The organism is Treponema sp. HNW (genome assembly GCF_050320395.1).
Taxonomy (GTDB): Bacteria; Spirochaetota; Spirochaetia; order Treponematales; family Treponemataceae; genus Treponema_C.
On the sequence record NZ_CP144459.1, the window covers coordinates 1,804,905 to 1,828,731 of the forward strand.

General features: G+C 45.3%; 21 protein-coding genes and 2 tRNA genes. 8 read left to right on the forward strand and 15 right to left on the reverse strand.

Annotated features, from left to right (window positions below; translation table 11 throughout):
- Positions 1-39 precede the first annotated feature (39 nt).
- Both V1L52_RS08350 and V1L52_RS08355 read right to left on the reverse strand, forming a co-directional pair.
- On the reverse strand, positions 40-1,530 hold the full coding sequence (locus tag V1L52_RS08350) for a lipoprotein 17-related variable surface protein (RefSeq protein WP_428768693.1): 1,491 nt from the start codon (positions 1,528-1,530) through the stop codon (positions 40-42).
- A 67-nt stretch (positions 1,531-1,597) separates the two neighbouring features.
- Positions 1,598-3,118 carry a lipoprotein 17-related variable surface protein gene (locus V1L52_RS08355; RefSeq protein WP_428768695.1) on the reverse strand — a complete coding sequence of 507 codons (1,521 nt, stop codon included), beginning with the start codon at positions 3,116-3,118 and terminating at the stop codon, positions 1,598-1,600.
- A 207-nt stretch (positions 3,119-3,325) separates the two neighbouring features.
- Between V1L52_RS08355 and V1L52_RS08360 the strand changes: the two genes are divergently transcribed.
- Complete coding sequence (locus tag V1L52_RS08360) at positions 3,326-3,895, forward strand: hypothetical protein (RefSeq protein ID WP_428768697.1); 570 nt, start codon at positions 3,326-3,328, stop codon at positions 3,893-3,895.
- Here V1L52_RS08360 and V1L52_RS08365 read toward each other — a convergent pair.
- Positions 3,880-4,350: a threonine/serine exporter family protein gene (locus tag V1L52_RS08365; protein ID WP_428768699.1), complete on the reverse strand. Its 471-nt coding sequence runs from the start codon at positions 4,348-4,350 to the stop codon at positions 3,880-3,882. The two genes, V1L52_RS08360 and V1L52_RS08365, sit on opposite strands and share 16 nt — an antisense overlap.
- On the reverse strand, positions 4,347-5,141 hold the full coding sequence (locus tag V1L52_RS08370; RefSeq protein WP_428768701.1) for a threonine/serine exporter family protein: 795 nt from the start codon (positions 5,139-5,141) through the stop codon (positions 4,347-4,349). Before V1L52_RS08370 ends, V1L52_RS08365 begins: the two co-directional genes overlap by 4 nt.
- Before the next feature lie 117 nt (positions 5,142-5,258).
- On the opposite strand from V1L52_RS08370, the gene V1L52_RS08375 reads away from it, so the two are divergent.
- The 3 genes from V1L52_RS08375 (at position 5,259) to V1L52_RS08385 (ending at position 8,346) form a co-directional block, all read left to right on the forward strand.
- The gene (locus tag V1L52_RS08375) at positions 5,259-6,545 is read left to right on the forward strand and encodes a SpoIIE family protein phosphatase (protein ID WP_428768702.1); all 1,287 of its coding nucleotides are present in this window, start codon (positions 5,259-5,261) and stop codon (positions 6,543-6,545) included.
- Positions 6,546-6,608: 63 nt separating this feature from the next.
- Positions 6,609-7,817 (forward strand): NADP-dependent isocitrate dehydrogenase, encoded by a 1,209-nt coding sequence (locus V1L52_RS08380; RefSeq protein WP_428768704.1) that lies wholly within the window; start codon positions 6,609-6,611, stop codon positions 7,815-7,817.
- 7 nt (positions 7,818-7,824) lie between these two features.
- On the forward strand, positions 7,825-8,346 hold the full coding sequence (locus V1L52_RS08385; RefSeq protein ID WP_428768706.1) for a methylated-DNA--[protein]-cysteine S-methyltransferase: 522 nt from the start codon (positions 7,825-7,827) through the stop codon (positions 8,344-8,346).
- Here the strand turns inward: V1L52_RS08385 and murI are convergent.
- Together murI and V1L52_RS08395 are read right to left on the reverse strand one after the other, a co-directional pair.
- Positions 8,333-9,205 (reverse strand): glutamate racemase, encoded by an 873-nt coding sequence (murI, locus tag V1L52_RS08390; protein WP_428768708.1) that lies wholly within the window; start codon positions 9,203-9,205, stop codon positions 8,333-8,335. The genes V1L52_RS08385 and murI overlap by 14 nt on opposite strands.
- Positions 9,206-9,207: 2 nt before the next feature.
- On the reverse strand, positions 9,208-9,519 hold the full coding sequence (locus tag V1L52_RS08395) for a hypothetical protein (protein WP_428768710.1): 312 nt from the start codon (positions 9,517-9,519) through the stop codon (positions 9,208-9,210).
- Between the two features lie 51 nt (positions 9,520-9,570).
- Between V1L52_RS08395 and V1L52_RS08400 the strand changes: the two genes are divergently transcribed.
- Positions 9,571-10,224 (forward strand): pentapeptide repeat-containing protein, encoded by a 654-nt coding sequence (locus V1L52_RS08400; protein ID WP_428768712.1) that lies wholly within the window; start codon positions 9,571-9,573, stop codon positions 10,222-10,224.
- Between the two features lie 13 nt (positions 10,225-10,237).
- A complete protein-coding gene (locus tag V1L52_RS08405; protein WP_428768714.1) occupies positions 10,238-10,798 on the forward strand; it encodes an MBL fold metallo-hydrolase in 561 nt (186 codons plus the stop codon).
- 22 nt (positions 10,799-10,820) lie between these two features.
- Here the strand turns inward: V1L52_RS08405 and V1L52_RS08410 are convergent, their stop codons facing one another.
- The 3 genes from V1L52_RS08410 to V1L52_RS08420 are packed head-to-tail and all read right to left on the reverse strand — an operon-like array spanning position 10,821 to position 15,213.
- Positions 10,821-12,692, reverse strand: a complete 1,872-nt coding sequence (locus V1L52_RS08410; RefSeq protein ID WP_428768716.1) for a hypothetical protein — start codon at positions 12,690-12,692, stop codon at positions 10,821-10,823.
- A 17-nt stretch (positions 12,693-12,709) separates the two neighbouring features.
- Entirely contained in the window at positions 12,710-13,519 is an 810-nt protein-coding gene (locus tag V1L52_RS08415; protein WP_428768718.1) for a polyphenol oxidase family protein, read from the reverse strand.
- Positions 13,516-15,213 carry a DUF5312 family protein gene (locus tag V1L52_RS08420; RefSeq protein WP_428768720.1) on the reverse strand — a complete coding sequence of 566 codons (1,698 nt, stop codon included), beginning with the start codon at positions 15,211-15,213 and terminating at the stop codon, positions 13,516-13,518. The genes V1L52_RS08415 and V1L52_RS08420 overlap by 4 nt, the downstream gene beginning before the upstream one ends.
- Before the next feature lie 180 nt (positions 15,214-15,393).
- On the opposite strand from V1L52_RS08420, the gene V1L52_RS08425 reads away from it, so the two are divergent.
- Positions 15,394-17,850, forward strand: a complete 2,457-nt coding sequence (locus tag V1L52_RS08425) for a heavy metal translocating P-type ATPase (protein WP_428768722.1) — start codon at positions 15,394-15,396, stop codon at positions 17,848-17,850.
- 81 nt (positions 17,851-17,931) lie between these two features.
- On the opposite strand, the gene V1L52_RS08430 is transcribed toward V1L52_RS08425, so the two are convergent.
- The 4 genes from V1L52_RS08430 to V1L52_RS08445 form a co-directional block, all read right to left on the reverse strand.
- Positions 17,932-18,003, reverse strand: a tRNA-Glu gene (locus V1L52_RS08430).
- Positions 18,004-18,064: 61 nt separating this feature from the next.
- A tRNA-Gln gene (locus tag V1L52_RS08435) sits at positions 18,065-18,135 on the reverse strand.
- A gap of 86 nt (positions 18,136-18,221) precedes the next feature.
- Positions 18,222-18,626: a hemerythrin domain-containing protein gene (locus V1L52_RS08440; RefSeq protein ID WP_428768723.1), complete on the reverse strand. Its 405-nt coding sequence runs from the start codon at positions 18,624-18,626 to the stop codon at positions 18,222-18,224.
- 28 nt (positions 18,627-18,654) lie between these two features.
- A complete protein-coding gene (locus V1L52_RS08445; RefSeq protein ID WP_428768725.1) occupies positions 18,655-19,881 on the reverse strand; it encodes an OmpA family protein in 1,227 nt (408 codons plus the stop codon).
- Between the two features lie 34 nt (positions 19,882-19,915).
- Between V1L52_RS08445 and V1L52_RS08450 the strand changes: the two genes are divergently transcribed.
- Entirely contained in the window at positions 19,916-20,788 is an 873-nt protein-coding gene (locus V1L52_RS08450) for an acyl-[acyl-carrier-protein] thioesterase (RefSeq protein WP_428768727.1), read from the forward strand.
- Between the two features lie 56 nt (positions 20,789-20,844).
- Here V1L52_RS08450 and V1L52_RS08455 read toward each other — a convergent pair whose 3' ends face one another.
- Together V1L52_RS08455 and V1L52_RS08460 are read right to left on the reverse strand one after the other, a co-directional pair.
- Entirely contained in the window at positions 20,845-22,581 is a 1,737-nt protein-coding gene (locus tag V1L52_RS08455; protein WP_428768728.1) for a leucine-rich repeat domain-containing protein, read from the reverse strand.
- A gap of 178 nt (positions 22,582-22,759) precedes the next feature.
- Positions 22,760-23,497: a DUF4469 domain-containing protein gene (locus tag V1L52_RS08460; RefSeq protein WP_428768730.1), complete on the reverse strand. Its 738-nt coding sequence runs from the start codon at positions 23,495-23,497 to the stop codon at positions 22,760-22,762.
- Positions 23,498-23,827 lie beyond the last annotated feature (330 nt).

Below are 23,827 nucleotides of genomic sequence, written 5' to 3' on the forward strand. Positions count from 1 at the left end.
TTGCGACAGCCCCGATTAACAGAACGGGAATTGATAAAGTTAATATGATTGCGGTTTTATCTTAACGGTTTCAGTATCATTTCCGCCCATAAACTGCACCCTTATCGTAAGTTCTTCTTCGCCGACATTTTTTGATATCTGTAGATGTTTAATCAATATCTTGACATTCTCGTCGCCATTTGTCGGCACAAGAAAATTATCTTGATGATTAGGCATTCGGCTGGTATAATCTTGTCCGTTCAGTATAAGATAAAATCCGGAAGTGTCTCCTGTAATCTTAAGATCATCATTGAGTGAAAACCAATTATCATAAGTACTATTTATACCCGTGTATTTCATTGAAATTAAAGCAGTGTTGTTAATGCGTCTTTTTTTCCATGTATCTTGCGTACCGTTTCCGTCTGTAATTTTCCCCAGACTGAATTCAAGAACCGAACGTACATTGGAAGATATATCGGAAGGCAGTTTTTTAAATCCGGAACGCACTACAGTATAACTGCCGGATTTTTCCTTATCGTCGGGAGTATTACCATCGGCAATATATTCTGCTTTTGAAATATAGAAATTTACGGTCAGCTTTCCTTCATAGTCATCTGCTGTAATTCCTCCGCCTCTCACATTATCCATAGCCGGTGTAATATTTTTGATTTCACGATGATTATCTGCTCCTTTTGTATTATAAACATTTACATATTGCGCAATCTTACCGGTATTAAATAACGTACCTCCGTTGTTCAATACCATTGCAAAAGCATATTTAGAGGAAGCATAGCTTCCGGCATCCGCCACTATAAGTTCGGGATCATCTTTTACTTTGTTAAAGATATGCTCGAAAACATCTTTTTCCGTGAAATAGTCTTTTTTTTGGCCGGTAAAGACAGGCATTGCAGACGTATATGCTGTCGAAACAGACGTTTCATCCTCACCTCTAAGCTTTTTTTTGTATTTAAGTTTATATTCAGGACTTATTTTTAATTCTCCGTTCGAATTAGAAACTTGTGCAGTCAATTCATAATAGTCGTTATCATAACCTAGTGTGATGGCTTTTCCGTTTTGTAAAGAAAAAGAAAAGGTTAAATGAGCTTTAAGGTTGGGAGTTATTTTTTCTATATATTTATCAATCGAAAGATTTTCTTCAATACCTGCATCAAACTTGAATTCAACCTGTATTGCCGATTGGGGCGGACTTGCATACGGATGCGTAAAACCCGTTACGTTAAAAGTTTTATCGAAATTTTTCCCGTTCTTTTTGCCTACAACTTTTACCTTAAATGTTCCCGCCTCATCATCATAGGCAAGGGACTTCGCTTCGGTAAAACTAAGGCGGCCGACGTTTTTACCTGTTTGTGCCGCGATTTTCTTTGCGGCTTCCGAGGCTGACTGACTTCCGCGTGTTAAGTTGAGAGCCGTAAGCAATTCCGTTTCGGAAATATCTATCTTTTCTCCGTGTATCGTAGTGCCAGACTGAGTCGAACCCGGTTTGGAAATCTTATCGGAAGACTGCGGACAGCCGGCAAAGAGTAAAATCAAAAGCGTAATAATCGGCAATATAATGTTTTTATCTTTTGATATTGTCATGAAAATTTCATCCATGATATTAACGGGACGGGCGGGCGGTTAAAACTATCGGCTTTCCGTCAACACCATCATTAATACCTTCAAATGTTATACTCACGGTAAGAGGACGTGTACCGGCAGCTTTAGATATTTTTACGGTTTTAATAAGAATGGATTTTCCGTTCAGTCCTTTCGAAAGAAAGGCGTCCTCTTTATCGGCCAACATTTTGTCCCCGACAAAATCCGCACTGCCGTTTGCGGCAAGTACATATCCCAATGAAATATTGTTATTTGCGCTAAGCCAATCAGCGGCTCCGACATCACCCGTTTCTCTTACCAAAAAAGTTTCCTGAACGGTTCCCGCATCCCAAACGGAGAGATTACCTGAGGATTTTGTAAGACCGAAAAAGAACAAATTATTTGCAGCAGTTTCATCTACTTTAAGAAAACCGGTCTTGGTTGTTGTAAAAGTTGCGGGAATAAAACCGTTGGAGCCGATATTCTCTATTAAATTCTTTGTCGCAATATAGTAGGTTACATCAAGCTTACCTGCAAAATCGTCGGCTTTTATGCCGTTACTGCGCGGATTCAATATCGCAGCATCGATATCGGGCAGCGCAAGATGCTCACCGTCCTCTTTGGTTTGGTATATATCCCGGTATTTTTGCAGTTTTGACGTATTAAACAAACCTGCCGGTGTTTTATTAGAGGTTACGGCACGGGCATAAAACTCGGAAGCGAACTTATTTTGCGTTTGAATAAAACCCTCGTCTTTTTTTACCTCTTCCAAAATATATTTAAATACATCTTCTTTTGTAAAATACGGTTCAGCAGCCGATACGGTTTTACGCGAAAGGGGATCAAGCTCAACGCTTTCATCACCGCTGCCGTTATATTTTTTATATTTTACGGCATATTCGGCATCTATTTTTATCTTGCCGGCTTTTTCACTCAAAACAGCGGCAAGCTCATAGGCTGAATGGTCGCCGATAGAAACCGTTTTATCGCTTCCGACCAGCGTGTAGGAAAAGGAAGTATATCCTATCCCCTTAGCCGTATTTGCTTCGGCAATAAAGTCGGCAAGGGCCGTATTTTTTTCAATTACATTATTGAATATGAGTTTATTACCTGTTTGACTCTCAATAGAAGCGAGTAGTGTATTCTCATACGGATGGGTAAAACCGCTTACAGTCAAAGTTTTGTCAAAAGATTTTCCGCCCTTTGTACCTTTTACTTTTACGGTAAAGGTTCCCGCCTTGTCGTCATAAGAGAGGGCCTCGTTTTCGCCGAAGGTAAACATACCGATTTTTTTACCGGACCCGGCTGCAACTTTTTTTGCGGCATCGGAGGCGGTTATTTTTGTTTTTTCCAAACCGAAAAGCATACGCAGTTCACGTTCGGATAAATCTGAAACCTGAGCGCCAGATGACAAAGCAAGAAAACGAGAGTCTCCGGCCGGAGCTCCTGCAGGAGGGCTTTGTTTGATACCTGCCTGTTCACAGGAAAGCAGTATAACCGAAAAAAGGCACACTACTGTCCCAAATCTTAACAGTTTATTCATAGTCTTGTACTCCCAATATTTAAAATAAATATTTTGTTATGGCTATATTATAACATAAAATATATAAAAAAACAATGTAAGTGTGAAAGTAAGGGAGATTTTAACCTACAAAACAAAAAAAAATTACCGCCTCTTTGTATTGACAACAAAACAAAAATACACCTATTTTATACCCTGTTCGGCTGGCGTCTTACATCGCACGACCTTATGGACAGCGATACCGGATACACTAAAAACTCCCAGCTCACATTTGCACGCTGCGAAATAAAGCTGCGTCCCTTTGCCGACACCCCCTTTGCAATACACAGGCTGGACTTATTCGATATCGTTTCACTGCCGGTAAGCGATGTGTATTTTTTGAATCCCTGTTTTACCGCTCTTACAGGCCTTGAAGCAAATACGGATAAAAACGGAATAGAAAAGCCTGCGTGGCGTATTAAATTTATGTACGGCTTAAGCGCCCTTCCTCTATCTTGGATACAGCCCTACTGTATATGCGGTTTTGATTCTTATTTTTCACCGGCATATAAATACAAAACCGATTTATTGCTCGGAGCCGAAGCGGGCTTTATTACAACGGCGGGTATATGGAAAAATAAAATCACCGCTTCGGTCATGCAGTCTCCAATTGATATAAACCATTTACGCTATGCGGTAAGTGCCGAAGAATACATTTCTCTTTCCCAAAACAGTGCCGTTTCGGCGGTATACACCTTTAAAGGAGATTACGGGGCATACGCTCACGAATACGGATTTTCATTTTATGTGTATTTTTGAGTTTTTTTTCCGACATTCCGTAAAATCACAAATAAAATATGTGCAAGAGATGAAGCGATTGCGAGCCCCAAAACAATGGCGCCTGCGGCACTCAAGGTGGTAAAACCGATACGGGCTGCAGTATCCATATCGCCTTGCACAAAGGCACGCATAGTTTGAAACATACCGCCTCCCGGTACAAGGGGAATCAAGCCCGGAATTAAAAATACCGTGGCCGGACATTTAACCGCAACCGCGAAAACTTCGGAAAGGGCCGAAACGGCAAAAGAGGCCGCAAAATACGCAAAGCTTTCCATACCTGCGGATGAAGATAAAAGCGTATACAATCCCCAGCCCAAAGAACCTATAAAGGGAGTCCACAACAACCCCTTATAATCGGCATTAAAAATAAGGGCATAGCAAAAAGAAGCGCCGAATCCCCATACAAAAGACAAAATAAGTACGGCCGCACTCATAACAACGCCCCCGTGATACCTGAAAAAACAAAGATACCCAAAACCGAACCGGCGGACAATCCGGCGGCAATCATAAAAGCTTCCAAAACCCGTGCAGCTCCGGAAACCAAATCTCCTGCTATAATATCGCGTATTGCATTTACAATCGCAAGACCGGGTACTACCTGCATCAATACCGCCGATGTTACAATCAACGGGGAATCTATACAGCCTAACACGGAAACAAGTTCGGTCAGGACGGAAATAAGGCCGCCGTAACTGAGGGATAAAATAAAACCGTTTAAAGACAATTTTTCAAGCCGTATAACAATAAAGCGCAAAATAAAGCCTATAACCGCGGCGGCAAGGGCGTCTTTAAAAGAACCTGCAAACATAAAGGCGAAAAACAAAGAACTGCATGAAGCGGCGGCAAGAACGGCCGAGTCGGTATACCGTTTGGAAGCTTGAATGCGTTCAAGGACATATGAGGTTTGCAAAAAATCGGCGGTTTTTCCGGCTCTTTTACGGCTTTCAAGGCGTCGTGACAGAGAATTTATCAAAGCAACTTTACGTAAATTCAAGCCTCTTTTTTTAATGCGCCGCATTGAACTGTGGTGCCGTCCCTGCATATCGGTAAAAGACAACATTACCACCGTCGGTGTTACAAATGATGACGGAGAAAGAGCGCCTAAAGAAGAAGCTATACGCATAATGGTATCCTCGGTACGATAGGTTTCGCCTCCGTTTTCCAAAACAATGCTTCCGGCATTTAAAGCGATATCCGTTATCGCATCGGCTGAATTCGTAGTCATAGGCGGCAGTATAGCATAACTGCAAAGAAAAATACAGCAGTCGCAGCAGACTGTCGTATCTAAAATTTGACAGATAAGAAAATCAAACGTATAATAGAGTTTTATGGAGAAAATAATATGATTGAAGAATTTATCGATGAGCAGTTTTTTTTAGATGACTCCGAGAATAAGAGCGAAGCGGAGAACAAAAGCGCCGAAGCGAATTTTTCCGATATGTTTTCATTCAGACAAATCGGTTCTGCGGCAAAATACGTCGAACCCGTAAACAGTTCCACCCCCTTGGAAACGCTTGCGCAAATGTTTAAAAATGACCCGAATCTTGAGGCGGTTCCCGTTGAAGAATATGACAGGGTTATCGGCGTTATAGACAGAAATACCGTTGTCGAAAATACGAATACGGCATTTAAACGCTTTATGGGAAAAGATGCCGGTTCTTATGTTAAACGAAGTTCGCACATACTCTACGCGCGAGACTTTATTGAAAAAAAACTTACCGCAATCAGTCGGATAAGCCGTGAAGCAGGTATTATTTATTTTCCCGTTTTTAATAACCGCAGTTTTTTCGGCATTATTTCGATAGACAATTTTTTGGAGCGCATTGCACAAATGCGCGAACAGGATATGGAAAAAGCGCGGACGGTTCAGCAAAATCTTTTACCCGACTTGGGAATGCTCGGAACCCATCCTTTTAAAATCGGTATTTGGAACAGAATGTCGAACATTGTCGGCGGAGACTTTTACGCGGCGGAAAAAATCTCCGATTCTTTTTATATATGTGCATGCTTTGATGTGGCGGGGAAAAACTATTCTGCAGCCCTCTTAACGGTTGCCTTGGGCAGTTTTTTCAGTGCAATAAAACAGGGCTTATTAAGTGCAAAAACACCGGCAGAATTAACCGGTACACTCGATTTATATCTTAAAGAAGTGATTCCGGTAGGTAACTTTATTACCGGAGCCCTCTGCTTTATCGATACGGAACATAAATCCGTTACGATTCATAACTGCGGTCATACCACTGTCTATGTATTTGCACCGAAACAGTCAAATGCCGGAGAAGCAAAAAAAACGATTTTGGCCTCAATAGAGCCCGCTTTGCCTCCCTTCGGCGTGGGCCGGGTAAGCGATTTATTGCATAAGGGAACTCCCGAGCAGGGAGACGGCAAAACCGTCTATATATTCGCATACACGCCGGGTATGCACATCAATATGTACAGCGACGGTATTACGGATATGCAAAACCCCGACGGCATACGTTACGACGAACAGCAGACAAAGCGCTTTTTTACGGAATTATATAAAAAAGACGCATCCGAATTAAGTTCTTTTGCGGAAAAAACCGTCGACAATTGGCTTCAGGAAGCCATGCAGGGTGACGATATTACGCTTATGGACATACGTTTTTAATAAAGGGCATCTCTAAAAATCCGATCGGCTTTTTGGAAGTTCCCTCAATTTAAGGAAAATCACATGAATAAAATAACGATGAAAAATGCCCTTGCCGAACTCGACGGCGATGAAATGACCCGTGTACTCTGGGCGGTACTGAAAGAAAAATTGCTGGAACCCTTTGTGGACTTAAAAACCGAATACTACGATTTGGGCTTAAAACACAGGGACGATACAAACGACGAAGTTACCTATGAGGCTGCCCGTGCGATAAAACGGCTCGGCGTCGGGGTAAAATGTGCGACGATTACCTCAAATAAAGCGCGCATGGAAGAATACAATTTAAAGCAGTTAACCCCCAGCCCCAACGCGGTTATCCGTGCCGAATTGGACGGAACGGTATTCCGAAAGCCGATTCTTTTAAAAAACATAAAAGGAACGGTGAGCTGTTGGGAAAAACCGCTTATTTTGGGACGGCACGCATACGGCGATATTTATAAAAACTGCGAACTGTACGCTTCGGGGCCGGGAAAGGCGGAATTGGTGTTTACCGATGCGGCAGGTAAAGAAACGCGCAAAACAATCGCCGAATTACAGGGGCCGGGGATTTTGCAGGGCGTTCACAATACCGACGCTTCCGTCACCGCTTTTGCGCGCACCTGTTTTTTGTACGCGCTGGACGAAAAAATCGATGTATGGTTTGCCGCAAAAGACACGATAAGCAAAACCTATGACGGGCGTTTTAAAGAAATCTTTCAAAACGTATTCGATACCGAATTCAAACAGCGTTTTGCCGATAAGGGCATAGAATATTTTTACACCCTGATTGACGATGCGGTTGCGCGCATTATGCAGTCGAAGGGCGGCTTTTTGTGGGCATGCAAAAACTACGACGGCGATGTTATGAGCGATATGGTCGCTTCCGCCTGCGGAAGCCTTGCGATGATGACCAGCGTCTTGGTATCCCCTTCGGGCGTGTACGAATACGAAGCCGCACACGGAACCGTACAAAAGCACTACTACCGTTATTTAAAGGGTGAAGAAACGTCCACAAACCCCTGTGCCCTCATCTTTGCGTGGACGGGGGCTTTGGCAAAAAGAGCCGAACTTGACGGTACAATAGAACTCGCGGACTTTGCCCGAAAACTCGAACATGCCTGCCTTAAAACGATAGAAGACGGCCTTATGACAGGCGACCTTGCGCGTATAGCTTTTCCTGCGGCAAAAAAGATTTTAAACTCCCGGGAGTTTATAGATGCGGTGCGCGGTAATTTGACGGCGGCTTTATAAAGACTCTATGACGCCGACCGTCCGCCCCCGCTTCGATTTTGCCCTCTACCCTTCTCCCTTCGGTTATATCCGCATAGCCTATGATAAAACGTATATACGCGCCGTGCAAAACATAGCGCGCGCTCATCCTGCATACGGGGCCGAAACACAAAACAAAGGTAAGCCCTCCGCCCTATCCGACAAAGCATACGAACAGTTAAGAGAATACTTTGAGGGTAAACGTGCGGTTTTTGATTTTCCCTTTTATGCGGAAGGCACGGCTTTTCAAATGCGCGTATGGAAAGCCTTATGTACGATTCCCTACGGTGAAGTATGCACGTATAAGGATATAGCCGTAAAAATCGGTAATCCCGCCTCCTGCCGCGCGGTCGGCGGGGCAAATAATAAAAATCCTATTGCAATCGTTATTCCCTGCCACCGTGTTATCGGTGCGGACGGAAGCCTTACCGGTTACGCATCCGGCCTTGATTTAAAAAAAGCGTTATTGGAAACGGAGCAAAGATATAAAACAGGATTTACTCATCTTTGAGGATGCCCCCGTAGGGAATATTCAGTTTTTTTGACAAAATCTTATAAGGCTCTTCGTTTATCCCCTCGGGGCCCGTAATAAAAAAGGTTGAGTCGGCATAAGCAGGATAAAGCGGCTCTGCCGGCGGCAGGACCGGCCTTACCGAACCCTCGAAGCGCTCCAAGCCGACCCGCAAAGCCTGATTGACAACCCCCTCTTTTGAATCGACCACGCATACTCCGGCGCCCGCAGCCTCGGCTATGGTATCGGCCATGTGGAGAAAATGCGTACAGCCCAATATGATTGTATCGACTCCCTGTTCGGCAAAAAAATCTACGGCGGGCAGCACTGCAGCTTTTTTGGCGGCTTCGGAGGCGGTAAAAAAATCGTGTTCTATAAAGCGAATAAGAGTCGGATCCGCCCGCGTGATGAGGGTGCAGTCGGGGGCAAAGCGGTTTGCAAGTTCCGCAGTATAGGGTTCATCAACCGTGCGCCGCGTAGCCAACAAACCGATACGGCCGTTTTTTGTTACAGAGGCGGCCTGCTTTATTGCCGGAACGGTTCCTACAAAGTGAAGGGACGGAAAAGAGGCTCGAAGCTGTTCGAGAGCCGTAACCGATATGGTATTACAGCCGATGACCACCGCCCGAGGTTTAAAGTACCGTAAAATCAAACGCACGGCAGCTTCCGCACAGGATGTTATTTGCGAACCGCTTTTTAGACCGTAGGGAAAGTTCCGCGTATCGGCCACATATATACACAGGGTATTCGGGCTTTTTTCTTTTAAATGCAGCATATAGGGAAGTCCGCCGGTTCCGGAATCAAAAAAAACATAGTCAACAATTTGAGGAGCGTGTCGGAGATCGGATATATCGCTCACAACTAATCTCCGAATAAGGCGTTAAAGGCATTTTTTGCGCTTTGCGCCTTTGAGCAGTCGGAAACTGCAGCAGGATGTAAAGAACCGCTTTCAAAGGCTGAGACGTTCGGATTAAGCGAAAACCAATCGCAAAAAGAGGAGCGTTCTTTATCCCGCACGGGTTTATCAATCGTCTCGCGGCAATCGTAATGGGCACCGATTTCGTAAAAATTACAATTACGGCAGCAGCGCACATCGGCACCGCATTCGGGGCAGAGGGCAGAACGGCTTACCGGAGAAGAAATTTCAAGTTTTTTTCCGCATTTCCAACACATATGTATATCATACTCATTTGACATAATGAATGCAATAACTTAATATAAGCTATGTTCGGATTTGATCTTTGTACGGCCAAGCACTGCACAAAACCCGTTATGTGCTGGTCGCCCGACCCCGGCTTTTATACGGAACAAAAAGGCAGTCCCTGCCCCGATTATTGCTGCGATCACTGCGAAAATAAAGAGGAAGTATGCTCCTTTATTGCGAATTACATTTTAAGCCGTGACGTAATTGTCGGCCTGTCCGCGTCGGGAATTCACATAAGCGGCTGCACTTTTGCCGGCAAACGTTTTTACGGTTGTAATTTTCAAAACTGTACGTTTACGGATATTCAAGCCGAAGGCTGCAAAATACATATGTCCGTCTTTGATTTTTCGATTTTTACCGATTGCAATATGACAAACTCCAACATTCAATTTTCATCGTTTGCAGGTTCGGCCTTTTCGCATGCGCTGTTTACAAACTCGGAGCTTATACACAATAACTTTAACGGCATCACCGCAATACAGTCGTCATTCGACGATTCGGACTTATACAATTCACGCTTTATACGTTCAAATCTTTTACAAACCTCGTTTCGAAACTGCAATATAAAAAAGGCTTGCTTTTATGAAAGCAAACAAACCGACATTTCTTTTAAACTGTCAAATACGCGGGAAGCCTTATTCAGCCCCGACCAAAAAGATGAGGCTTTATTTTAGCGGAGGTTCGGGAATGAAGATTTACTTTCACTTAAACATAGAAGGGTTTTCAAACGCATATTTAATTTTAAATTCCGCGGAAAAATCGGCTCTTATCATAGATCCCGGAAAAATTACGACAAAGATGATTGAGCAGATTGAGCAAAATAAGTACAAACTGGACGCCGTTTTAATTACACATAATCATGCAAGCCATACAAGGGGGTTAAGCACTCTCACAAAAATCTATGCCCCCAGGATTTATGCGGCCGACTATGAGGTTGCAAAAAACGATACGGTTGTTTTAAAAGGAGACGGCATGATAAAAGCGGCAGGATTGAATGTCTCTTATATGTCGGTTCCCGGCCATACGGCCGATTCTATGGTCTATAAAATCGGCCTTTGTTTATTTACCGGGGACGTACTTCTTGCAGGGCAGGCAGGAAACACAAACAGCAGTTATGCAAAAAAAACCCTTATAACGAATATCCATGCCAAGATTTTATCTCAACATGAAAATACGGTTATTATGCCCGGCCACGGACCGCCGACAACAATAGGGGCGGAAAAACAATTCAATTTGGATTTTTCATAAGTCAATCCGGTTGTATCATAGGTCAATCCATAAGTATCGAAAAAAGATTGCCCCCTTCAATCCCCCAGGAATCATACAAAAAAGCGCTCATAGCTTCACCGGCCCGTACAAAGGAGCGCGCTTCGCTTTTTCGGACATATTCGCATAACCGGGGTTCCGCAGCGGAGATATATCTTCGCACTGAAAGTACATCGGTAAAATAGCGCTTTACGTCCGAGGGCTTTTGCTGCAGGATATAGGCCATAAATTCGTTTTTAAGCAGGTAAGTGTCGGCCGTATTGTAATTCAAAGACGGGGTTACTTCAAAATAGCGGCGTAAAAAAGCGGCTGCCTTAGGATCCGATTCTTTGAGGTTGTAAAAAACAGTGTCAACAAAGGCTCTAAAGTTTTTTTCGGTAAAATAAATCCCGTGTAAGCCCTCGTGAGTTATAAAAAGATGACGTAAATAACGCGGCGATTCGCGGCTGATTGAAATTATTGCACCCTCTCCCGGTACAATACCGTCGGCACGGCGGATAATTACCTTGTTGACAAATAAAATATCGCGCAAAAGCAATTCGCTTTGATTAAGCGGAAAGCCTTCTTTTTCCGCTTGATTAAAAAAGGAGGCAAGACTTTCGGCTCGGTAATCGTGGGCATTAAAACCGTGCAGTGCCTGCATCTTTTCATCGCTTAAAAGCCTTCCGGCATATTCCTTTTTTTCAACATAAAAAGCAAGACGCTTTAAAAAGGCGTCCTGCACGGCATAATCGGCAAAATCCAGTATGAGTACAGAGGGAAACCGCTGCCATGAAAAAAGCTCAAAACGGGAATTACGCCAGTTTTTACGGGGCCAATTCATAATGAGCCCCGGATCCGCGCTTAAAGGTGAAAACGGAGCTTCTTTTCCGGATTTTACAACGATGCCCCGGACCAGGGAAGCTCCGGAGAGTATTTTAACCGTATCGAAATTGCCCTTAAAGGCGCGCATATCGATACGGGCGGACTGCATCGAAGGATGATGAAAAATCCTGAGTGTTTCGGAACCGCATAAAAGTTCAACGGCATTTTGTACAGGCGATGTTTGCCCGGCCGCTTTTTGTTCCGAGGGATTTACCGGAGCGAACATAATATGCAATTCGCGGCACTCGTGAACAGGGGCGGGAAGATTTTGAAAAAAGACGGTATCGGGAACCGCCGTTTTTAACACAGAGGACGATATTGCGCCTCCTGAAGCGGAAAAAGCGAAACGGGCACGCCCTTCGGTGAGGTTCCAACCGTAGTCCGCTCTTATTATCTTTGCAGCCCTTAACGCAAGCGGAAGCTCCGAATAAAGCATAAAACCTGAAATATCGGCCTGAATCCCTGTTTCGGAACTGTCAAAGCCCAAGGAAAGCTTAAAATGAGAGCCCCGTACCACAGAGGCTTTTATTCCCGCCCTATCTTCGATGCGTTTCGTATGTTTTGCAGACGAATGCACCGGATTTGAAACAATATCGTCTTCATATAAAAAACCGAAAAAAAGGAATCCTTCCTGTGCATCCTGCTCTCCGCTGCTCAAACCGGCTTGAGTACTTCCGTCGCGCTCGGCAGGAATTTCAACTTCAATTTCAAGAGCATAACCGCCCGATGCGATAAGGCTTTGTACGCTGCCCTTTCCGGCAAGGGAATTGCCTTCAAAAGAAAAAAACAAAAAGGGGGTCTTATCGGGTTCCGTAATCAGGGCGCTTCGGGCATTTTTATTCAAAGCCTTAAGTACGGCGGTTTTCGCCGAATTTGAAGACAGGGAAGGACTTTCAAGCTGAAGCGTCAAAGAAGATGAAGAGCCTCGAGTACAGGAAAAAAGCATCCAAAGTCCGCATATAAAACAAGGGTAAAAGACTTTATGCCTTTTAAAACGGGATTTTCGATTCATAAAATCATTTTAGCACATTAAAAATAAAAAATACAGGCACCCGCTTCAATCAGGGCCTCGGGGGTAAAACAGGGGTCTTCAAAGCCTATAAAGGCCGCCATAGGAGTAAAGAGCCGCTGCCTTTCTTCCAAGTTCATAGAAGCGGGCAATGAGGCCGTTTCCCGGCGAAAAGAGCCGTATTTATAATTTCCGCAAGCGTTTTTTGTACAACAGGTACACTCCCCTGCGGAAACAATGTGTTCTCTTTTTATACCCGCCTTTTTCAAAAGGGCAAGATTCGCCTTTTCCAAAGACAGGCGGTAAAAAGCGCCGCTGTCATCGCAGGGAAATACACAATCGGGAGAAAATTCATTTTGAAAAAAGCGGGCACGCTCCCCGTCCACGGTATAACAGCAGCTTCCGATATGAGGCCCTAAAATCACGCGGAAATTTGAAATATCCGCACCGTATTCTTTTTCGGCTTTTTCAAAAGCCTTGAGTACGATACCCGTCCCCTTCCAGCCCGAATGCAATACGCCGATACAGGAAGACAGAGGCTCATAGATAAAGATAGGCATGCAGTCGGCAACGGTAATCACGGGCAAAACAGAAGGGGAACGGGTAATAATACCGTCGAGGTTTTCACTAATGGAGCAAGGGCGGGACGGAGAATCGGTATCCGCAGAACACACGTTATGCGAATGAATAAGTTCGGTTTCGGCAATTCTTTTTTGCAAAAAAGCGGGCTGTGAAAAAAAAGCGGCACGGTTTTGATTGTATTCATCCCTGCGGAAACGCATGGAACCTGCATTCAATACAGTCAAGGCGGCAAATACGGGAGGCGTCACGGTATATCGTTTTCCATTTCTTCAATATCTTTTAAAAGCTGAAATGCCGTATCAAGTTTTTGAGAAATCTCGACCAATTTTGAGCGTATAGGCATTCCGTCTTTATCCGTAAGCGAGGCGAGATTTGAAAGGCTGTCGTATTTAATGTTACGTACGTCAACGAGCATACCGTCAAAAAGCATTTTAAAAGAACGGCAGCTTCCGCTGAATACGGTGATAAAGAGGTTTATTTCCGATTCAATCGAGCGCATCAGATTTTTTGCTGTTTCCTGCTCCTGAACCGTTTGGACGGTACCGACGGAATTAAAAGCCTGTCCGTAAATTCCTGTAGGAGAAAGTTTTTCGTTAAAGGCTATGAGAAGTTCGCCCAAATGTTTCATCTCATTATAGGTATCGGTAAACTCTATACGATTTTCCGGAACAATAAATTTTCCGTCTACAATCACTATATCCAAAAAAGGGATAAAATCGTTGTACATTGAAGGGAAAAAGGCGTATAAAAAACCGGCACAATAATCCCTCTTGCATATTAAACGCACCTTGGAGGTTTGCCAGGGGCGGTGGGGCAAAAAGGGATAATCGCTTATATTAAACAATGCGGCCGCCAGCTGTTTTGTTTGAGAAATTTTACGGCTATGTATCCACAAAGCCCATTGTTCGTCGAATATTTTACGCCATTGATTTTTACAGCGCGTAAACCAGCTGTCCGAAAATTCCTGCACTTCGGGAGTCCACAATGCCGAATTAAAAGCGATACAGCCGAGCTGACGCATCGGAACGGACTGTATAAAATATTTTATATACGTGATATGACGCATACTGTCCTGCAAAAAGCCGCTTAAACCGGTTTCAACATCAACCTTTTCTCCGGCACCGATTTTTTCTTCAACCGAAAACATATATAGGGATTCCAAAACTTCAGGAAGAATTTTTTTTGCATTGTAAAGAACCTTTGAAAACTGCGCTATTTCGGTTTGGGCTGCACTTATTGCACAACTCATTCCCTTTTCGGGAATCGAGCGAAACAGGGAAATAAAATGAGAAAAGGGCAAGGCGACAAAACGCCTCAGCCAATCGAGGCATGCAAAGCAGTCATGAAGAGACGCCTTATCGTCGCTTCCTATATCGGCCAAAATATTTTCCATGTTGCGGATTAAAGAGGTTCGCAGTTCCGGACTCGGCTCCGATGTAGGGGGAAGAGAATGAGGACTCACCTCCTTTTCCATACGCTCACCGAAATCGGGCATAACCAGGGTTGTCAAAAAAATACAAAAGCCGCCCTCGTCATGTTCATATGCGGCAATACCGTTTTTAAAAAATTTTGCAGCGTCCTGTAGTTTTAAAAGTTTTTCATAAAATGAATTTTCAAGAGCAAGGTAGCGCGGTTCAATAAGATTCGGGCTGTCCGCAACTATCTTTTTAACCGTAAGACCGATACGATAATCGTTATAGGCTCCTTCTATTCCCGTATTGGAAAACAAACCCCTCAAAAAAATCCATAAGCGCACTAAAACGGATTCTTTTTGAAACGCTTTTTCCAAATTGACGGCCGGAGCCTTGCTTTCCGAAGAATGAATCGCCAAGGTTTCTTTATCTACATCAAGCCCGGCTTCAAGTTTTCGTAAAAGCGAAAAACGTTCCTCCGACGAAAGACCTGCAACAAGCCGATCAAATGAACTGTTATCGGTAGCCATAAAAACATATTAAGACATTGTACGCTTTTCAGTCAATATGGGATACTATAAATCCGCCGCCCGCTTATGCAATACTTTCCTTCTATGTGTGCGATATGTTGACGTCTTTTTCTTTAAGAACTATATTTTAAGTTAGAAGAAGTAAACACCGGCAGCACCATACAACGGAGGATTGCATAGATGGAAAAGATGGAAAAAGAATTTATTATAGAAGGAATGTCCTGTGCCGCATGCTCGGCCGCAGTCGAACGCGTAACCCGTAAAATAGAAGGCGTTACGGAAAGCGATGTGAACCTCGCTACGAATAAAATGCGCATTGTATTCGACAGCGAAAAAGTTTCGGATGACCTGATTATTTCAAAAGTGCAAAAGGCGGGCTTCGGCTGTGTTCCGCAAAACAAAGAAACACAAGGCGCGGACGGCAAACAAACGGCCGCCGGTACGGACGGAAGCCGAAGTACGGCCGTAAACTCAAGCCGCTCATCCTCCGCGGCAAACGAAAATCCGTTATCCTCACAAAAAAAAGCCCTTACGGCGGCCTGGATTTTTGCCGCTCTTTTAATGTACGCCGCTATGGGGCATATGATGCATTTACCGGTTCCGAAAATCTTCGATATAACAGCCTATCCGTCGAATTTCGCCCTGCTGAACTTACTCTGTGCGGTTCCGATTATGTTTATCGGACGGGGCTTTTATATCCGCGGTTTTAAATCCCTTTTTCACGGCAATCCGAATATGGACACTTTAGTCGCATTGGGAAGTACCGCCGCCTTTATATACAGCACGGTCCTCACATTTTTAATACCCCTTCACCCGCATCTTGCCCACAGCCTATATTTTGAAGCGGCTGCGGTTGTACTTGTCTTTGTGATGACGGGTAAATACCTTGAGCAGCGCAGTAAAGAAAAAACCAAAAGCGCCATAAAGGCCCTGACCGCCCTCGTTCCCGATACCGCGGTTCGTGTATCGAATTTCGGCATTTCGAATTCCAAAACGGACAACGACGGCACGACCGAAACGCTTGAAGAAATCCGGGTCGAAGATATAAGAATCGGAGACATCCTGCTTGTGCGGGCGGGACAGCGCATTCCCGTTGACGGTACGGTGCTCAAGGGTACGAGCGGGGTTGACGAATCGATGCTTACGGGCGAAAGTTTACCCGTCGAAAAAAGCGAGGGCGCTTCGGTTACCGGCGGCACCATGAACGGCAACGGTCTTTTATACATGCAGGTTACTAAAATCGGAAAGGACACGGTACTTTCAAAAATCATTATGTTTGTCGAAGAAGCGCAGGGTAAAAAAGCGCCTATTTCCAAAATAGCCGACAAGGTTTCGGGAATCTTTGTGCCGGTCGTTATAGGTATCGGTATTGCCGCCGCAATCGGCTGGGCAATAGCGGGAGCGGATGCTTCATTTATTTTGCGCGTCTGTACCTCCGTCCTCGTTATAGCCTGCCCCTGCGCCCTCGGTCTTGCAACGCCGGCCGCCATTATGACCGGAACGGGGCTGGGAGCTGCAAACGGTATTCTTATACGTTCGGGCGAAGCCTTGGAAACGGCAAAACACGTAGACACGGTTGTACTCGATAAAACGGGTACCGTTACGGAAGGAAAACCGAGCGTAAACGGCGTTTTTTGCGCTGAGGGAAAAGAGCGCTCCCTTGTTCTTGCCCTCGCCGCCGCGGTGGAAAACGCATCCGCCCATCCGCTTGCAAAGGCGGTAACGGAGGCGGCACTTATACAAGCCGAAGCCGACGCAAAAAAAGGGCTTTCTCCCTTGCGGTTTGAAGTCGTCTCATTTGAAAACGTGAGCGGCAAGGGTATTGCATCTCAAGTAAAGGGCGACTTTTCAAATCCTTCCGAAACGGACGCAAAAAAGAAGCCTGCGTCACAGACGGCGGCAAAAACCGCACCGAAAAAAGATAAAACCCTGCGCGTCTTGGCGGGAAGCCGTCTTTTTATCGAAGAAAACGGCATAGACTGCAGCCTTTTTGACGAAGAGGCACAAAAAGCTTCAAGCGCGGGAGCCGCCCTCGTCTACCTTGCGGCCGATAAAGAAGCCTATGCCTTAATTACAATTACGGATACTATAAAACCCCACAGCATTGAAGCCGTCGCCCTTATGAAGGAACAAAAATTGCGTGTTATTCTTTTAACGGGCGACAATAAGGCGGCCGCCGACTATATGGGCAATCTGATTAAAGCCGACGAGGTTATAGCGGAAGTGCTTCCCCAAGACAAGGCCGAAGTGATACGCGGCTTACAGGAAAAGGGAGCCGTCGTTATGATGGCCGGAGACGGTATAAACGATGCCCCCGCCCTTGTGCAAGCGGACGTGGGAGCCGCAATCGGAAACGGAAGCGACATTGCCGTCGAATCGGGCGACATAGTGCTTGTAAAAGGCGATTTACGCGATGCTGCAAAGGCGGTAAAGCTGAGCCGTATGACCATACGCAACATTAAACAAAACCTGTTTTGGGCATTTTTTTACAACAGTATCGGCATTCCCCTTGCCGCAGGACTTTTATACCCCGCCTACGGTCTTTTGTTATCGCCGATGGTCGGAAGTTTTGCCATGTCGCTCAGTTCGGTCTTTGTCGTTACCAACGCGCTGAGACTGCGGGGGAAAAAGCTGTAGGGGCGGAAAGCGAAAAAATCTGCACTGTGCTTGATGAATCTTTGGAAAAAGTCCTGAGCCATGACTTCGGCGATTAAAAAACAGTCCCTACGGGAATCGAACCCGTCTTTAAAGATTGAGAATCTTTTGTCCTAACCGATAGACGAAGGGACCAATCAAGGCACGTTAAAAAAAGAGGGTGTCTTAAAACCTCGTTTTTCAGACACCCCTTTTGTTCCCCAAGGAGGACTCGAACCCCCACAAGCAGAACCAGAATCTGCCGTGCTACCATTACACAATCGGGGAATGATTATAAAATTATATCGGAAAAAACTCCTCCGTGTCAATACCCGTTTTTGCTGTTAAAAGAAAAAAACGCAGGGATGGATAATTCAAATAAGTTTATATAGCTCTTTTTCTTCCCGTGCAATACGCTCACGCAGTGAAGATGCAAGAGCGGTAAAATAGGTTATAAATTCGTTCTTTTGGGTAAGAAGACTCTCTTTTGTCGCAAACATATCGACAAACATTCTGAAATTATCCGAAATTTGGAGCATTTCGTCTTTATACAGTGCGGCAATTCTTCGTGTTTCCGGCACCAAACTGTTGAACAATTCGGGATACAGATAGGTATCTTCGGATACAAGATGAGTGTTTACCGTTGATGAAAGTTTTGTTAAAACCGTAAAAACGGCAGTAACGTTTTTTTCGGAAAGTCCTTCTCCGATACTGCGTTCAATTGCCGATAAAAGCTGTTCAATCAGCGCGTGTTTTGACGTATAAAAATCGATGTTCATAAAACTCCTTATATCGTTCGCTGCTATTTTACTTATCCAAAATGGTAATTTCAACCCGCCTGTTGCGCGCCTTACCTTCTTCCGTGGTATTGGGAGCAATCGGTATTTGGGCTCCGAAACCCTTGGTAAAAAGCCGTTCGTGATTTTTTACGCCCAGCTCTGCAAGATAATCGGCAACGGCCCAAGCGCGTTCTTCCGAAAGCCTGAGCCTTCCGGCCTGAGTCCCTGCAAGGGCGGTATGCCCGCTTATAAGCAAATCGTAGTCGGGAAAATCTTTGAGAATTTCTCCGATTTTCCGCAGTTTAAGCAATTCGCTTTCGGTCAATACGGCGGACTCGGCTTCAAATTGAATGTTTTCCAAACTGATGGTAATACCCTTTTCGTCCGCGCTGGCAGTCGTATTTTCTATGCCCATTTCACGAATTTGATTTTGTACCCGCTCCAGCACATTACCCTCTTTTAATTTTTCAAGTTCGCTTACCGCAGCCTGTGCATTCCCCCTAAACTCAAGCTTAGTGCCCGCAGTCGTTTCGATAATGATGCGGAAACGCTCGTGATAATGGTCTAAAAAGCCGCGCTCGTTATCCCAATAAAGGGTTTGGTCGGAATAGCCCATTGTCGTAAGCGGAAGGTTTTTCGTATTGCCTGCGGGAACGGGCGACTCGAAAAACAGGTTGTATTTTACCGAAATAACGTGCAGTTTTTTACCGTCCGCATGTTCCGTACCCTTATACGTGTAAGAAGCGGTAAAGGGCACTTTAAAAGGTTTTTGCAAACCGAAGTTTATGCGTAAGTCGTGGGCTTCTTCGCCCGAAGCCGTCCACGTGTCTCCGACACGCACATCCTTACCCGTAAAAACAGGCACATTGCGTACAACGGGCATAAAGGCTTCTTCTCCGATTGTATAATGTCCCAGCTTACTTCTGGTAAAAAAGCTTTCGTATTCTTCTCCCCACACAAAATGAGGCGTTTCTCCTTCGCGGGAAGCATTTTCGCTTGTCATAAAGCGCGCTTCAATATCCGCAGAACCGTCGCCGTGCACTTTTTTTTCTTTTACCGATATGCGGTTTACGATAATCGAATTAAAGGATTTTTTTCCGTTTATAAAGACTTCTTCGTTCACCGTAGACAAGATACGGTATGAATTTCCCGTTTTATATTTGAACATAAAGTTTTCGGCCCGGCAGGGAACCGTAAAACTCAAAAAAATCAGGCTTAAAATCGGTAAAATGACATATTTCACTCTTTTGTGCATTGAATAAACCTCCGGAACCTGTTATACTCCTTATATGATTATCGACAACAAATACACGATACCTTATACAATCCCGTCCGTATACATTGACGGAAAATGCCGCTGTACCGCCCTTGCCTTTGTAAGCTTGGCACAGGAAATGGCCGCTTTGCACTACAGCTCGGCCGGGCTTTCGATTCCTCACTTACAGCAAATGGATTTAACTTGGGTAATCAGCAAACAGCATTTTGAAATATACGAGTACCCCCTGTGGCTCGACGAAATGATTTTAAAAACATGGGCACAGCCGTCCAAAGGCCTTATGTGCTTGCGCGATTTTGAATATACCTATGCCAAGGGCGGAAAAAAAACGTCGATAGATGCGGCCTTTGCCGAAAAAAAAGAAGATTCTCAAAGCTGTGCACCGCCCCGCCTTGAAAGCGAAAGCGGCGCAAAGCCCTGTATGAGAGCAACTTCATGCTGGCTTATACTGAACAGCAAAACCGGCCGCCTGGTTAAACCCGATGAAAAAACAATGGGCGGTTTGACTTTTAACGACGAACATATGGAAGGCGATGTGCTCATCAAAATAGAATTGTGCGAAAACTGGGATATCGAAGAGCATTTTTCACCGACATTGCTCGACATTGATTTAAACTCGCACGTAAACAATTTAAACTATGTGCGCTGGATTCTTTCGTTTATGAGCGCATCCTTTTGCCGCGGAAAACTGTTGCGCGTACTGGACACCAACTTTATGTCGTCGGCCGTATACGGCGAAAAACTTATCTGCCGCTGCAAGCAAATAGATGAAGCAACCTGTATCCATTCAATCGTCCGCGAAGCCGACGGAAGCGACGTATTCCGCGCCCGAACCGAATGGGCCGACGAAAAAGAGCTGTCGAGGGAACTGCAAGTAATGGCATAAAATCGGACATCGTGTCCGATTTTATGCCATGTTCGGTTTTGAAACATTTTCAAACATTAAAATGCACTGAACTTCTTTTTTTGCTCGGCGGTATTGCCGATAGGAGGAACCGCCATATCATCAAGAGCTGCCGGGGCGGTGTAATTATTGTAGAATGCGGCGGGTACCTTTATGCCGCCTGCTTCCAAAGAGGTGCAGTTTTCAAAAAGCCCTTTAAAGGCTTTTTCACTGCCGATATCTGCCGGATTATAATCGCAGTGAAGTTGTACCCTTTTAAGAGCGGTGCAGTCTAAAAAGCACCCGCGTATATCGGTAACGCTTGCAGGAATGGCGGGGCTTTCAGTTAAACTTGTGCAGTCCGTAAAACAGTATGCCGTATTCGTAACGTTTGCAGGAATGGCGGGAGCTTTAGTTAAACTTTTGCAGTAGGCAAAGCAGCTTGCCATATTTGTAACGCTTGCAGGAATGGCGGGAGCTTGAGTTAAACTTTTGCAGCCCTCAAAACAGGCTAGCATATACGTAACGTTTGCAGGAATGGCGGGAGCTTTAGTTAAACTTGTGCAGTTTTTAAAACAGCTTGCCATATTCTTAACGCTTGCAGGGATATTGGCAAGCGACACAAGATTGGTACAGCCGGAAAAGCACCAGCTCATACTGTAAAGACCTGCAACTTCGCCGGGCAGTTTAAGGGCAACTTTTTTGGCAGGGTGAGCCTTTATCGTTTGTCCTAAGGCCGAGGAGTTACTGATACCTCCTTGAAAGTCGGCAATGGGGATATCGCCGGTTATTTCGATGAAGTTTACCTTATCGGCAAAGGCGGTGTTTGTAAGGTAGGCGTCAAGCTCGGCGTAGGCTACCTTTACGTATTCGATAGGGGGTTCTCCTCCTATGGTTGCAAACTTCGCCGCTTGTTCCGCAGGAGTGCCGCCGGGAACTGCCATTACATCAAGGGCTTCGTCAGCGGTGTAGTTATTGTAGAATGCGGCGGGTACTTTTACCCCGCCTTCTTCCAAAGCGGTGCAGTTTTTAAAGACTCCCTTAAACCTGTTCCCCGTACCGTTATAATTACAGAGAAGCTTTACCCCTTTTAAAGCGGTACAGCCGTAAAAACAGTTTTTCATACCTATAACACTTGAAGGAATGTCGGGAGCTTGAGTTAAACTTGTGCAGCCGGCAAAACAGCCTACCATATTCTTAACGTTTAAAGGAATAACGGGGCTTTCAGTTAAACTTGTGCAGCCGTAAAAACAGCTTTGCATATCCTTAACGCTTGCAGGGATAACCGGGCCTTGAGTTAAACTTGTGCAGTCCTTAAAACAGCCTGCCATATTCGTAACGCCCTCGGGTATGTTTGCAAACGACACAAGATTGGTACAGCCGTAAAAGCACCAGCTCATATCGTCAAGATCTGCAACTTCGCCGGGCAGTTTAAGGGCAACTTTTTTAGAAGCGGCAGCCTTTATCTTTTTGCTCAGTTCTCCCGCTTCAGTATTGGTGCCTACGACTTTGTACGCAAGGTCGTCTTTAGATACGCCCGTTACTTCGATGTAGTTTACCTTATCGGCAGACGCGGTGTTTGCAAGGTAGGTTTCAAGCTCGCTATAGGCTACCTGTACATAGACGGAGCCGCTTCCGCCGTCGGACGAACCGCCGCCCGTGTTCCCTCCGGAACTTGTTCCGCCGCCTCCTGCGGCGTTGGGGCAGGCGGTAAAGAGCAGTGCTAAAAGTGCGGCTGTGATGAGCGCCGCGGCTCCCTTAAAGGCGTGTGCCTTGTGCTTGTTGATTGTTTTCATAAAAAATCTCCTTATAATTCAATTTGTAATTGATAATTACCTAAATTAACCATTTAACAGCCCTCCGCCGTGAGGGAGAGCGTTCCTCCGCCCGAAGGAAGTATGTTCCTCCGCCCGAAGGAAGTATGTTCCCCCGCCCGAGGGAAGTATGTTCCCCCGCCCGAAGGAAGCGTCTTCCTTAGACCTTTGCCGTACACGGATAGCCGTATACTATTGTCCGCATTTCTTTCAAAGTACCTTTTCCTTTTAAAAACTTTGTTTTCACCACCACTTCCACTTTCCCCGCAGGAACCGCAGCGGGTACGCGGGCGATAATTTGACTCGGCTGGTTTACCGAAAGGCGGCGGGTTACCTTGTGCTCCGTGCCGTCCGCAAGGCGGAAAAAGACGCCTTGAGCCGCGTCGGTTTCGTCGATTTTAAGCTTGTTGCCTTCGATGATGATGTCGTCGCCTATTGTTAAGGTGCCGTCGTTTAAGCCCGTTGCGGTGTCGGTGATTGCCGTAATGCGGGCGCTTTCTTCTTTTGCTCCCATTACCTTTACGCCGATTGCGTCAAGCACCGTGCGAAGGTCGGCGGTGGGGATGAGGTCTACCGTACGTTTGTGAATCTTTTCGTCGTAGGGGGCGTTTTCGGTTGCCCACACACCCGACACGCGCGGGCTTATTTGCACCAAGCCGTCCATAAAGCTGATGCCCTCTTGGATAAGGTCTTTTACCGCCTTGTCGCGCATGTTGAGGATATTGATGATGGTTTCTTTTCGGAACTCGCTTCTCTCCTTGGTGATGAGTTCCGCGATGTCCTCGTTACGCTGAGTTGCGGCGTGAGCGTGAACGTCCGCAATACAGTCGCGGTCGTTTTCCTTGGTTAAGGTGTTGGGACGAAGATAGACTTCCCAAACGCTTTTCTTTTTTGCCATAGATTCCTCCTTTTTCTTAGGGAAGGAAAGACACTTTTTCGGACAAAAGTTTCTTTCCTTCCCTAAAACCCATCCTATCTTCCAAATACCGCTTAGGGCTTAGCCAGCCCTAAGAACCCGGCCTATACAGCTGACAGCTGTACGTTCGATATTATCTTTAAGTGTGAGCAATTCTTAAGAATTGCGAACCTAAAGCTATTTTTATGCGAGTTTTGCTTCGCAAAACTCGCCGTGCAAGCGTGCGGCGCTATGTGAGCCGCACGCTTGCACCCGTACACGGAGGTACGGAAAAGCCGTTAGTAATCGGTTTTGAGCTATGCTCAAAACCGG

Bases quoted from the DNA above. Each gene is read 5' to 3' on its own strand.
- V1L52_RS08355 (WP_428768695.1), bottom strand. From the start codon at position 3,118: ATGAATAAACTGTTAAGATTTGGGACAGTAGTGTGCCTTTTTTCGGTT.
- V1L52_RS08360 (WP_428768697.1), top strand. From the start codon at position 3,326: ATGGACAGCGATACCGGATACACTAAAAACTCCCAGCTCACATTTGCA.
- V1L52_RS08365 (WP_428768699.1), bottom strand. From the start codon at position 4,350: ATGAGTGCGGCCGTACTTATTTTGTCTTTTGTATGGGGATTCGGCGCT.
- V1L52_RS08370 (WP_428768701.1), bottom strand. From the start codon at position 5,141: ATGACTACGAATTCAGCCGATGCGATAACGGATATCGCTTTAAATGCC.
- V1L52_RS08375 (WP_428768702.1), top strand. From the start codon at position 5,259: ATGATTGAAGAATTTATCGATGAGCAGTTTTTTTTAGATGACTCCGAG.
- V1L52_RS08380 (WP_428768704.1), top strand. From the start codon at position 6,609: ATGAATAAAATAACGATGAAAAATGCCCTTGCCGAACTCGACGGCGAT.
- V1L52_RS08385 (WP_428768706.1), top strand. From the start codon at position 7,825: ATGACGCCGACCGTCCGCCCCCGCTTCGATTTTGCCCTCTACCCTTCT.
- V1L52_RS08395 (WP_428768710.1), bottom strand. From the start codon at position 9,519: ATGTGTTGGAAATGCGGAAAAAAACTTGAAATTTCTTCTCCGGTAAGC.
- V1L52_RS08400 (WP_428768712.1), top strand. From the start codon at position 9,571: ATGTTCGGATTTGATCTTTGTACGGCCAAGCACTGCACAAAACCCGTT.
- V1L52_RS08405 (WP_428768714.1), top strand. From the start codon at position 10,238: ATGAAGATTTACTTTCACTTAAACATAGAAGGGTTTTCAAACGCATAT.
- V1L52_RS08410 (WP_428768716.1), bottom strand. From the start codon at position 12,692: ATGAATCGAAAATCCCGTTTTAAAAGGCATAAAGTCTTTTACCCTTGT.
- V1L52_RS08420 (WP_428768720.1), bottom strand. From the start codon at position 15,213: ATGGCTACCGATAACAGTTCATTTGATCGGCTTGTTGCAGGTCTTTCG.
- V1L52_RS08425 (WP_428768722.1), top strand. From the start codon at position 15,394: ATGGAAAAGATGGAAAAAGAATTTATTATAGAAGGAATGTCCTGTGCC.
- V1L52_RS08440 (WP_428768723.1), bottom strand. From the start codon at position 18,626: ATGAACATCGATTTTTATACGTCAAAACACGCGCTGATTGAACAGCTT.
- V1L52_RS08445 (WP_428768725.1), bottom strand. From the start codon at position 19,881: ATGCACAAAAGAGTGAAATATGTCATTTTACCGATTTTAAGCCTGATT.
- V1L52_RS08450 (WP_428768727.1), top strand. From the start codon at position 19,916: ATGATTATCGACAACAAATACACGATACCTTATACAATCCCGTCCGTA.
- V1L52_RS08455 (WP_428768728.1), bottom strand. From the start codon at position 22,581: ATGAAAACAATCAACAAGCACAAGGCACACGCCTTTAAGGGAGCCGCG.
- V1L52_RS08460 (WP_428768730.1), bottom strand. From the start codon at position 23,497: ATGGCAAAAAAGAAAAGCGTTTGGGAAGTCTATCTTCGTCCCAACACC.